At 38.3% G+C, this 12,492-nt stretch carries 10 protein-coding genes; 5 read left to right on the forward strand and 5 right to left on the reverse strand.

All coding sequences use genetic code 11. The features are described 5' to 3' along the window. Entirely contained in the window at positions 1–1,530 is a 1,530-nt protein-coding gene (locus U859_RS0108055; RefSeq protein WP_025142893.1) for a GAF domain-containing protein, read from the reverse strand. A gap of 315 nt (positions 1,531–1,845) precedes the next feature. Between U859_RS0108055 and U859_RS0108060 the strand changes: the two genes are divergently transcribed. After that, entirely contained in the window at positions 1,846–2,262 is a 417-nt protein-coding gene (locus tag U859_RS0108060; protein ID WP_025142894.1) for an SRPBCC domain-containing protein, read from the forward strand. Here U859_RS0108060 and U859_RS0108065 read toward each other — a convergent pair. Next, positions 2,237–3,352 (reverse strand): PepSY-associated TM helix domain-containing protein, encoded by a 1,116-nt coding sequence (locus U859_RS0108065; RefSeq protein ID WP_025142895.1) that lies wholly within the window; start codon positions 3,350–3,352, stop codon positions 2,237–2,239. The genes U859_RS0108060 and U859_RS0108065 overlap by 26 nt on opposite strands. Positions 3,353–3,355: 3 nt before the next feature. Beyond that, a complete protein-coding gene (locus U859_RS0108070) occupies positions 3,356–5,707 on the reverse strand; it encodes a TonB-dependent receptor (protein ID WP_025142896.1) in 2,352 nt (783 codons plus the stop codon). A gap of 161 nt (positions 5,708–5,868) precedes the next feature. On the opposite strand from U859_RS0108070, the gene U859_RS0108075 reads away from it, so the two are divergent. From U859_RS0108075 to U859_RS0108095, 4 genes are all read left to right on the forward strand, one after another. Beyond that, the gene (locus U859_RS0108075) at positions 5,869–6,657 is read left to right on the forward strand and encodes an SDR family NAD(P)-dependent oxidoreductase (RefSeq protein WP_029985571.1); all 789 of its coding nucleotides are present in this window, start codon (positions 5,869–5,871) and stop codon (positions 6,655–6,657) included. A 658-nt stretch (positions 6,658–7,315) separates the two neighbouring features. Continuing rightward, entirely contained in the window at positions 7,316–8,122 is an 807-nt protein-coding gene (locus tag U859_RS0108080) for a phytanoyl-CoA dioxygenase family protein (protein ID WP_025142898.1), read from the forward strand. Between the two features lie 158 nt (positions 8,123–8,280). Then, on the forward strand, positions 8,281–8,970 hold the full coding sequence (locus U859_RS0108090; protein ID WP_025142899.1) for a CDP-alcohol phosphatidyltransferase family protein: 690 nt from the start codon (positions 8,281–8,283) through the stop codon (positions 8,968–8,970). Beyond that, on the forward strand, positions 8,967–9,434 hold the full coding sequence (locus tag U859_RS0108095) for a GtrA family protein (protein WP_025142900.1): 468 nt from the start codon (positions 8,967–8,969) through the stop codon (positions 9,432–9,434). The genes U859_RS0108090 and U859_RS0108095 overlap by 4 nt, the downstream gene beginning before the upstream one ends. 418 nt (positions 9,435–9,852) lie before the next feature. On the opposite strand, the gene U859_RS0108105 is transcribed toward U859_RS0108095, so the two are convergent. After that, positions 9,853–10,944: a phosphotransferase enzyme family protein gene (locus U859_RS0108105; RefSeq protein ID WP_025142901.1), complete on the reverse strand. Its 1,092-nt coding sequence runs from the start codon at positions 10,942–10,944 to the stop codon at positions 9,853–9,855. Positions 10,945–11,060: 116 nt separating this feature from the next. Beyond that, complete coding sequence (locus U859_RS0108110) at positions 11,061–12,413, reverse strand: Gfo/Idh/MocA family protein (RefSeq protein WP_025142902.1); 1,353 nt, start codon at positions 12,411–12,413, stop codon at positions 11,061–11,063. Positions 12,414–12,492: the final 79 nt, after the last annotated feature.

The following is a 12,492-nucleotide window of genomic DNA, read 5'->3' on the forward strand; positions in this document are numbered from 1 at the left end:
TTAATTATAAAGTTGCTTTGTTCTAAATTCAAATATAAAATTCCTCAATGATTCGGCGATCCCCAGCTCATTTTCGCTCCAGGGCAATGATTGACCATAAACCGTTTGCAACCAAAGTTTAAACGAATTACGTGGATGATAGTTTTTCCCATCCTTATCAAAATTAATTACCTGTTCGGGATCTCCACCCCATTTAATCTCCCTTATTACCTCCGGGCGGAAGCAGATTACATAATCGCCTCTGCGGCCATCAATAGGGATGACTAAAATACCGCTGCCTATTTTTTCGTAAGCCTTGGCCTCATCATACAGCTCACTGAGGTGGCTGCTCGAAAAAACCTTTTCAGTCTCTTTTCCCTCAAGCCATAACATGAGGTTATACACCTCATGTTTATCAGGTACATTACCGAGGTATTCCAGGCGGTTCCCAATCTTTACCACAGCTCCACCAGCATTAAACAAAGAAAGAATATTTAGGTTTTCATCATCCAGCAATCCTTCTATAATATCATCTTTAGCATAAATAAAATCAGTAATAACCGCTCTTTTTTCTAACCTGGAGGCCGATTGATTATAATCTTCCTGATTTAAAATGGCGGCAATTCTATTCGAAATCTCCACGGAGAGCCATTCGAAAATATAGCGCATATCTACATTGGGGAAATTTGGTTCGATATGGTGACAGGAAATTAATCCCCAAAGTTTGCCTTCGCGCAAAACCCGGATGGACATAGAAGCGCAAACGTTCATATTCTGCATATACTCCAGGTGCACCGACGCCACGCCTCGCAAATTACAGTCTGAAAGATCGATAAATGCGTTGGTTAACGGATTAATTACCGGATATAACCGAACAGCTTGATAAGTCCTGTTAGGAATAAGCCTGAATGGATTTTTAAGGTAAAGTGCCCTGGCTTGTTTAGGCACATCAGAGGCTGGAAAGGTTTGTCCGAGGTAACTTTCTAATGCTCCCGAAATCTCTTCTGCAATCACAGTTCCGTTCCAATTGGCATCGAACTGGTACATTCTAACCCCATCAAAACCAGAAACTTTCCGCAATTGTTTAATGGCTACATTACAAACCTCTTCTAATGTTGAAGCGCTTTCCATTGCCGAAATAAACTGCCTTACTTCCTGAAAAACATCCGAAAAGCTTTTCTGCCCTTCCTTTAAAGAAGCTTCTATTTCCAGCAGGGAATAATCATTTTTAATATGGATCAAACCATCAAAAAACAATTTTTCACCTTCGTTTTCGAATACCATATTTATTGGAATTCTGTCTTTGGCATTACCATTAATGAATTTAGCAATATTTTCTACATCCTGGCTACTAAAAAAAGAAGACAAATGTTTATTTACAACCTGCGCCGGTAACTGACCTGTGATGATACTCAGGTTTTCGCTGACCTGAATAATATCCAGCGTTTTATTATCCAGAACCAGCAGGTATCCGTAGTCCTGAATGGAGTTTATATGGTGTATGGGTAAATTTCCGCAGAATTCTGCATCATAATTTCGTATTTCTGACATTTCCGACTATCGTTGATGGGTAAACTTGTGGCTGGAAAACACAAGATTCCATTTTTTAACAATTATGCTGCCAACAAATTGATGTTATAAGATTATTTTCCTTTAAACAAACTTATTGAGGCATATTGCAACTAAAATATAGATTAAGTACTTTATAGCATTAAAAATCATAAAAATAATACCCAAAATACAACCAATAAGAATGTTATTTTTAAAACCTGTTTACAACCTTTCTCGAATCACCCTTTATTTGTCTCTAATGGCCACATAAAAATTTAGTAATAGCAGTTAATTTAACACATTATTTAGAAAAACATGAATAAAGAAACTGCTTTAACCGCTAGTGTTATCATAAACCAACCGATAGATCTTGTTTGGGAACTCTGGAATGAACCTGAACACATTATAAAGTGGAATGCTCCATCGGCCGAATGGAACAATAAAAAAATAGAAAACCACTTGATTGAAGGTGGTAGTTTTTTATTTGCGATGGCGAAAAAAGACGGGAGTGAAAGTTTCGATTTTAAAGGAACTTATACCGAAATTACTACACACCAGAACATAGCTTACATATTGCATGATGGAAGAAAAACCACAATTACCTTTGCAGGGAGTGCACCTGTTACCCTTAACGAAATTTTTGAGCCGGTTGCTGATCTTAATTTTGATATGCAACAGGAGTTTTGCCAATCGGTATTAAACAAGTTTAAAGCTTACGCTGAGCAGTTGTAGCCATTTTTTTTCTAGTTTTTTTACGTTTCTTCCACCAGATAAAAAAACCGGTAACGGGCAAACTCGCTGCAATTAATGCGGCTAAGAAAGAAATAATTTTATTTGGCAATCCCAGTAACCTACCGGTATGTAAGTCGTAATTGGTAGCTTCTATCAGGTCGGCGCCATTGAAGTTTTTATAGAGCTTGGCCCTAAGCATTACTCCTGTTGCCGCATTGTAGAAAAAAGTATTCTGGTTCCTGGCCCAACGATAGGGATAGATCATTCTTAAACGCAGTTCGCCTTTACCCCTTAAAGAAAAATTGGTTGCAATAGCTCCGGGATATTTGATTTTTGCCTCGGTATAAATTTTATTGTAACGTATAGGCAATGAATCAATCTGCACAGGTTTAGCAGCAACGATGGCTTTCCCTTGCCCCAGTTTACTGCCCGTAAAAAAACTTGCAGCATTTTTTACGCCTTTGAAAGCAAAATATAAACCGCTTAATGCAGTAATTAAGAGTATAACGGAAGCATAAAAACCCAATACGTTATGCAAATCGTAATTAAGCCGTTTAAATGAAGCTTTTCTTTTAATGGTTAAAGATTGTTTTAATAAACGCATCTGTCCGGGGAACCAAAGCACCAGTCCGGTAATGAGCATAATTACAAAAATGACCACCGACCATTGCATGATAAATTCTCCTGTTTTGCCCAACAACAGCGAAGTATGGATATGCTCAACCACCTCGAGCCAATCTTCTTTACCTTTTTTCACCAGAGAGGCATCATAAGGATTAAAATAATAAACAGCGGCTTTTTTGGTGGTAATTTCTATCGTTGCATTCGGTATGGCATCTTCAATCCTAATCAGCCTTAACTGATCTTTTGGTGAAAGTTTTTCGAATTTGGAAATAACCTGATCTAAACCTACAAATGGTTTTTGCTGAACGGCCACATATCTAAAATCTTTCTGGGTAAAATCCCTGATCTCTTCTTCAAATACGTAAAGCGCACCAGTAATGCTGATGATCATAACCACCAAACCAGTAGCCAGGCCTAGCCAAAGGTGAATATTCCTGACAACATTTTTAAAATTCTTATTTTTCATTGCTTAAAAGGCATAACCAGCCGACAGATTAAACCTACGACCATTTCCCCTCACATAGTTTACATTACTGCCGTAAAATTGAGATATAGCAGGATAATAAACTTTATTCAGTAAGTTTTCTATACCTAAAGATAATTTTAATGGTTGGGTGATCTGATATATTGCTGCAACATTAAACAAGTTAAAGGCTTTTACTGGTCCTTCACCAATCAGATATTTACCTGTCGCATTGGCTTTAAAACGATCACGGTTTCCTACTCGCATCCAGTTTACATCTACACTTAAGTTTTTAACACCTGAATATTTAAAGTAAACTGTTGTTTTTGATGGTGGGATTCTCGTGGTATTCAGGTATACATCCTTATCACCATTAAAATTACCATCATTATCTACATCGCCTTTTCCTTCTACCTGAGCATAGTTACCACCGATGCTTAAATCACGCAAAACCTGGTAATCTGCCTGTATTTCAAATCCATAAACCCGTTCAGGGATGCGTTGAGAGATATAAGTACCATTAACCTCTAAAAGATTAGCGCCTAATTTAGAAGTGCTGTAGTAGTAAGCAGCACTAAAATTTAATTTTTCTATTGTACTGCTAAAACCTGCCTCATAATTGTTTACAATAATTGGCTTGGTTTCCAGTTGAGATAAAGTGTTGCTTTTTGCTGCCCTCAACACCCTACCCAGTTCAAACACCGAAAACGATTGTGCATAACTCACAAAAGGGTTAAAGAATTTAAATTTAGAATAACGTGCACCCGCGTTAAAAACCAAGGCATTGTAGTTTAATTTACCACCCTGTACGGCTATACTCCCTGCACCATTTGCTCCTGTAGCCAAAGTATTAAAATCATCCACATTGATATTGATGTTTTCGACTCTTAATCCCCCTTTAATGGTTAAATCGTTAAATAAAGTTGCAGAAGCTTGCAAATAAGGTGCAAAATTGGTCATATTCATATTCGGCACCCATAAACGGCCATCAGTTAAGCTTTGAGCAGTCTTATCATTCATTAAATCCAAACCATAGTTTAACTGCATTGGCACCTGTTCGGTAATGTTAAATGGCGTATTTAAATTTACCCTCGCCCCTTTTTTAGTTGAAGTAATGGCCGATTGGCCGCTGCCGAAAAATGATGCTGAATTAGAATAAATGGTATAAAAATCCTGATAATATACATTGGCGGTTAAATCGGTTTTACCAAAAATCTGCTGATTGGTATACTGTAAGTTAGCATTGTGATTAAATCTTGTTCCTTCATCTTCACCCAATCTGGTTCCGTAAATTCCAATGGCCGGCGACTGGCCATAAACACCATCTTTGGTTATATATTTAGAATGTTGCCTCGAGCTGAAATAGTTATACATCACCTGTAAACGTTGTTTCGGTGTAAAATTATAGCCTAGTTTTATAAACCCATTGTAAGATTTAGTTTCACCCAAACCATATTCAGGCGAAAGTACCAAACCATCTGCATCGCGGAAAACTCCTGTTTTCTCGAACATACCGCTTATCAGGTAGTCGAATTTCTCCTCTTTACCATAAAGCTGTTGCGAAAAACGGTAGCCAATGGTGCTATCTCCCTTTAGGTTTCCGGTAATCCCGGCCTGGGTATAACCTCCAAATGATTTGCCTTTATCGGCTTTTTTAGTGATGTAATTAATCAATCCACCTTCAGCACCATTGCCATAAATTGCGGTTGCACCTTTAATCACCTCAACACGTTCAATAACAGAAGGATCTATACTGCGAATATCCCTTCCTCCTGCCCTTAAAGGCGTGGACTGTGGAATACCATCTATTAATACCAGCACGTTCCGTCCGCGTAAAGTCTGACCTGAATTACCTGTTTGATTAGTAGAGAAACCTAATCCCGGCACACTGTAGGAAAGTATATTGGCCAAATTCGGACTGATGGTAGATTGTGTATTCAATTCTTTAGCAGTAAGTACCGTTACCGAAGATGGCGTTTGAGATAAAGATTCAGGTCGTCTGCTTGCCGAAACAATAACATCATTAAGCCCTTCACTTTGTTCTTTCAAAACAATGGTAATTTTTGCCGTATCATTTAAAGTAACCAACACCGTTTGTTCAAATTGATCGAAACCTGTAATGGAAACCCTAACCTGCTGGTTTCCTACGGCAACAGCAGCTAACTTAAAGTCTCCGGTTTTATCTGAAGTGGTTCTAAGGTTTTGTTTTCTGATTTGTATATTGGCAAAAGGTATGCTATTCCCTAGCGAATCGACAACCTTGCCACTAATTGTTCCTTTCTCTGTTTGAGCAAAGAGTGTGATCCCTGATAGAATAAAAAAAGCTGTTGCTAAAAATTTTGTGTATATGTGCTTCATCAAAACTTGAAATTTCGGCAAAGCTAGCATTATTTAGACTTGTTAAAAATAATAGCGCAAAAAAGATACTTTCGTATGCATCACATTACTGATTTAAAAATAAATAAGCCACAAGTTTTATTTTATATGATCTTTGCGTTAAACCGTTTTGAATAAAAAAGATGTCGGAAGTAAAGATTAAGTACGCAATGATTACCGGAGCCAGTAAAGGAATCGGTAAATCAATAGCCATTGCTTTGGCCAGAAGAAAAACCAACCTGTTACTTATTGCCCGTTCAGCTGATGAATTAAGTACGCTGCAAAGCGAGATTAAAAACAAATATGGTGTTGAAGTAGATATCCTGCCGATTGATCTTAGCAGTAATGATGCGCCAAAAATGGTTTTAGAATGGGCAAGCAATAAAGATTATCAAATCAATATCCTGATTAACAATGCGGGCTATGGCTTGTGGGGAAAATTTGTTGAACTGGATTTAGCCGCACAGTTGGAAATGTGCCAGTTAAACATGAATACTGTTGCTTCGTTATGTCATTTGTTATTACCAATACTTTCGAAAGAAAAACAATCTTATATCCTCAATGTATCCAGTACTGCGGCTTACCAGGCGGTGCCCACACTGGCCATTTATTCTGCAACCAAAGCTTTTGTGCTATCATTTACGAGGGCATTGCGTTTCGAACTTAAAGATTCCAGCGTTTCAGTAAGCTGTTTAAGTCCAGGGCCAGTTGATACTGGTTTTGCCAGCCGTGCGGGTTTGGATGCTTTTAGCAAAATGGCTGAAAAATTTAACATGCAGCCGGATGAAGTAGCCGAAATTGCGGTTAAGGGAATGTTCGCCAGAAAATCGGAGATTATTCCGGGTTTTACGAATATCATCAGTGTTTATGCGAATAGGATCCTGCCAAAGGGATTTATTGAGAAAATGGCTGCCGGGATTTATAAGACATAGTAAGTCAGAAAGTCAGAAAGTCAGGAGTCGGAAGTCCGAAGTTTGAACGAAAAGCAAAATCTGTAGTTAGATTAATGACCAATAATCAATTTCCAATGTTCAATAACGACCGATTCTGATCTCGTTGGTTCACCCTGAGCGAAGTAGAAGGGCCTATTAATTGTCGATTACTTTGACAATCTTGTGGGCTCAAAGCATATAAGATTGTCAAAGTTATTTACTTAAATTAATGACCAATAATCAATTTCCAATGTTCAATAGCGACCATTTAAATCGATTACTTTGACAATCTTTCGGGCTCAACGCCTATAAGATTGTCAAAGTTTACGCTAATTTCTCAAGAGTAAATTAATGGAATTAATTAGCCTCGCAGCTTTGCGCCCTCTGAGCCTTCACTCTGCGTTCTTTGTGGTTAAATAAGCTAAATTCCCTACACAAATAAAAATTATTTTCAATTATTTTAAATAAAATTCTTTGGAATATTAAAAATATGTTACGTTTGTATTAAATACTACTAATTCTATAGACTATGTCGGATAAAACTAAGACGTTTTATTTCCTTTCAGCACCGAACCACTCGCCCATGCGAATGTGCTGTTGTTGCGCATAACACTATTTCCAATATTCTTTTTTTCCTAAACCTTTAATTTTTTCTACAATGGCCACATCGTATCCAACCTTTACCCTATCCGAACAGTTAACTGAGCAGCAACTTGATTTTTTTAATACTCATGGTTTTATCCATTTCAAAAATTTCATTAAACCGGAAACTGTTTCTTCCATCATTAATGCCTCTAAAGAGGTAGAAAAAAAATGGATTGAGCAAGATATCAAAAAAATAAACGGAGTGCCCATTAAATACGGAAAAGACCTCGATGGCTCGCCGATTGTACAACGTTTCGCTTTTCTTAATCAACAGCATCAAACGTTAAGCGGTTTACTATTGGATCCACGTTTTAACGCACTGCTTCAACTGGCTGGCGATGGGGCACGATTGGGTACGGAAGAAAAAGACGGCATGGTATTTAACCATTACATTAACGGACCAGACAGCAAATTCAGCAAAATGGGTTGGCATACCGATGGTTTAAGGGATATTTTTTACGGTACAAAGTTGAACCCTATGTTAAATGTAGGCATCCACTTAAGTACATTACAACCCGAAAATGGCGGATTAAAGATTATCCCTGGAACACACAAACAAAGCATTTACCAAATGTTATTCCGCAAGAAATATTTCCTTGATAACAAACCAGATGCAGAAGAAGTATCGATCTTGCCTGAAGCCGGAGATTTAACCATACACGATGGCAGATTATGGCACAGGGTTGCAGAATCGGCTGTACGTGGCGAAGAAAGCAGACGCCGTGTAATTTACATCCCTATTATTGCAGGAAAGTATGCACCAAAAAATGAGAATAGTCCGACGGTGTTTTACCAGCGTTTTGCAGGGATTGTAAAATAAATATATGTTATTTGTACTATTATTCAGTTACCTGGTCAGATCAGGAAAGCTAAAGCGGATAAGTGATTTTTCTAAGGCTATACCAAAGAAAATCAGTTTAAAATTTTACCGGCCAGGAACCGCGATACTATTTGGCGTAATACTGGTTGGGGTATAAATTGGAGGATAACATTAAACAGAACGAAGACCATACAAAAGGCAAAAGGGTATTTGCAGATCGGGAACGGACCAATATTTTACGTAAGGGCGAGCAAAGCCTGATCCTTTTTTTATTGAAGAGAGTTCCTGCATGGGTATCTCCTAACATGATGACGGGTATCGGAATGTTTGGATCTTTAATTGTGTTTTCTGCATTTATTTTAGCCCATTTCTACAGTCGAAATTATTTACTGATCGGAATTTTAGGATTTTTCATCAACTGGCTCGGCGATTCGCTGGATGGCCGATTGGCTTATTACCGTGAAACACCACGAAAATGGTACGGATTTGCACTTGATATTATTATGGATTGGCTCAGCATTATCCTTATCGGTTTTGGGTATTATTTTTATGCAGAAGGGCTCACCCACATTTTAGCCTTTCTTTTTGTGGTACTTTATGGCTGGTCTATGATCATTAGTCAACTCCGCTATAAGATAACAGGCCATTATCAGATCGATTCGGGCCGTTTAGGGCCAACTGAACTGCGTATAATCATTTCGATTGTTCTTATAACCGAAACATTGATTTCTGGCAGCATTACCTATTTTGCCATTGCCATGGTAGCCTTGTTACTGGTATTGAACACCATCGATACCTTTAAACTTTTAAAAGCCGGTGATGCTAAAGACAGGGAGGAAAAGGCATGATCAACTGGCCATCGGTAAAGCTTTTTTTAAAGGCGCAGGTATCGGCATTTTCTGGTGGTGTAACCGATTATGGCCTAATGGTGCTCTTAACCGAATGGCTTCATATTCATTTTACCATTTCAATCTTGATTTCTGGTACCGTTGGCGGTATTGTTAACTTTTGCATCAACCGTTTTTGGGCATTTAAGGGCAGTGGCGATTACTGCAGCTCTGCGAGTGGCCAACTGATCCGCTTTTTCACGGTGGTTTTAGGGAGTATTTCCTTAAAATCAGGAGGAACATATTTATTGCAAAAAAGCCTGAATGTAGACTACAAAATCGGGAGATTGCTGATTGACAGTGTTGTTTCTTATGGATTTAATTATCCATTGATGAAATATTGGGTATTCAAGATTAATAAATCAAGTGAATTTGAGGATGAAGAGGAATATTTTGACCCGATTGGGAGAGAGCAAAGGGCTTAGCTGCTTTAATACTACTTTTTTAATGATGTACCATATCATAGCCCTACCATATCTAACTGGCAAGCGTTTGCGCTTTATTCGTTAAAATAAAGCTATTTAAAGGGTTAATTTCTTTAAAAAAGTATGACGATAGGCTTTTAAGGAGATGATTTGTCTCGATAAATCGTCATTGCGAAGCCAATTTTTCATTGGATGAAGCAATCTCTATTGTATCATTAAAAGCATGAAAGATTGCTTCGTCGTTCCTCCTCGCAATGACGACTTTTCTATTTAAATCTGTCGATGGTAAAAGTAAAAATTTCAAATTCAACAGACCGTTGATTATAGATGTATGTATGTTTCTAATTAATAAAGGTAAAAAGGATGTCCAGCTCAAACGATGAAGCATAAAAAACCGAACACCTTACCTTTTACCTTATCAGTTTAATATTGTTTTAGATTCGCTTAACCTATCCTGGTTTATTTTCCTGATAATCTCTTCGAATTCAGGCTGTTTTGCGATGTATTTATTCAATAAATCGATCTGATTTAAGCCTCTAACCAGGTTATGATCAGCATAATTGGTTTTATAGTAAGTATCGCCATTTAAAAAATCGGCTATAAACCTTACTGCCTGCATGTAAATCATAAATTTACCCGCGTAAATGAAGAACTGTTTTTCGGTAAAACTTAAAACCGGATCCATTTCTTCCATATATCCTTTATGTATCGCTGCAAATACATCCTCCCTGATGGCTATTTTACTAAAATCTTTCTCCTCTTCGTTCGCTTCTGATAAATAAGTACGCATCATATCGCCCACATCACTTATAAAGTAACCCGGCATCACCGTATCCAGATCGATTACACATAAACCTACCCCGGTTTCTACCTGTAATAGCACATTGCTGATTTTAGTATCGTGATGTACAACACGCAGGTTAAGTGCGCCACTATCTACCATGTGGCCATATTGTTCTTCAATATCGTAATGCCTGATAATTTCGTCTATAGCGAATTTCGCTTCTTTAATGCGTTCCTTAGTGGCTTGTTCTAGTGCAGTTTTAAACTGTTCAACACGTAAGGGCAGGTTATGAAAATCTTCAATGGTTGGCTTTAACTTTTTCACATTGAAAGCGCATAACATCCTCGTAAATTTACCAAACTGCTTTGCAGCGTGATAAGCCTGCTCCGGATGGTGCACAAAATCAATTGAGCAAGAGTTTTCAACGAAAGGGAAAACGCGGTAAAAATGATCATCAATCACCACAAAATCATGACCATCTGATGTAGATATAGGCGCAACAAACAAATACTTCGGAGCAGTTTGATCTAGATATTTCTTTATCGTTTCGATATTTTGGGCAATATTTTGAGGCTGACGAAAAACCTCGGTATTTACTTCTTGTAAAATATAGGCTAATTCTTCACTATAAACTTTCCAGGTATGGTTAATTAAACCCGAGCCGAAAGGTTCAATTTTAAATTTTTCTACGTTAAGTCCATAAGCACCTAAGACTTCTTGAAACATAAGATGTTAATATATTTGAATGAAAATTGTTCCAGGCTAACCTACATTGATATACCTGGATAAAGTTGCGTGTTAAAATATGCGGGCAGGCTATAAGGCACTACCCGCAACCGAGACTAAAAGCCGCTATCGTCTAAAGCGAAAGTATTTTTACGGTCTTTCCATTTTCCTTTGGTAAAATCAGGGAATTTTTGTGGCATGTTCCCTTCTTTTAACGATTTGGTAGAAAGTGGCGTAATTACGCTCATGGTAACTGAATCATATACATCAATCGGCGTTTGTTTTTTCTGTTTCACGGCCTGGATAAATCCGTTAAATACAAACCAGTCCATACCACCGTGACCGGCGCCTACAGCTTCTGCTTCATATTTTTTCCAAAGCGGGTGATCGTATTTAGCAAACCATTCCTGAGCCGGATCCCATACATCGTCTTTTTTCGATTTATGGTCGATATAAACCGATTTATTTACGTCCATCCAAAGTCCTTTTGTTCCCTGCACCCTAAAACCGATCGAATATGGGCGCGGCAAGTGTGTATCATGACTTAACAAAACGGTTTCGCCGTTTGCACAGTTGATCATGGTAGTGGTTACATCACCGTTTTTATAATTGATTTTGGCATTTGGGTGGCCTGGCGACATTTCTTCTACGTAAGCCGCCAATCCTTTGGCTTTAGAGCTGAACGATACCAAACTGGTAAAGCTATTTCCCCTGTTAATATTGGCATATTGCATCAGCGGGCCTACCCCGTGCGTTGGATACAAATCTCCATCCTGATCGATGTTGAACTGCGTACGCCATTGCGCCTCGCTTAAAGCTTTTGGTCCATACTCTACCCCACCGCCATAATAATCTTTACCGTTGTTAAAAAGTACGTTTCTTAAATTATGCTGATAGCCACCTTCCAGGTGTATCAATTCTCCAAAAAGGCCTTGTCTAACCATGTTTAGGGCTGCCATCACATCTCTGCGGTAACAAACGTTCTCTAAAGTCATGTAAGGCATGCCAGTTTTTTCGGAAGTATTTACAATATCCCAGTGATCCTGAACGGTTAAACCAGCAATTACCTCACAGCCTACATATTTACCTGCTTTCATGGCATCAACCGCCTGATCGCGGTGAAACTGCCATGGCGTTGCAATAATTACCGCATCGATATCTTTACGTTCTATCAATTTTTTATAAGCATCTACCCCACCGGTATATTCGGTTGCGGCAGGCCTTCCTTTTTTAGCGATAAAAGCGCGGCAAACTTTAAGCGAGCTTTCCTGGGTATCGCAAATTGCTACAATCTCCACATCATCCCTTAAAGCACCTTCCGAGATATGGCTCATTCCACGTGCACCTACACCGATATAGCCTAATCTTACTTTTCCGCTGTCTGATGATGCAAATAAACTTCCGGTTGGCAGGATGGTTAAACCAGCAGCCGTAAATGCACCATTTTTGATAAAATCTCTACGTTCCATTTGTGTTGTTTAATATTTATTGTTTAGTTTTTTAATTGATCCGATTATTTCTGAACAAACGTTTTACTAGCTATTATTT

The organism is Pedobacter jeongneungensis (assembly GCF_000633455.1).
GTDB classification, from domain to species: Bacteria; Bacteroidota; Bacteroidia; order Sphingobacteriales; family Sphingobacteriaceae; genus Pedobacter; species Pedobacter jeongneungensis_A.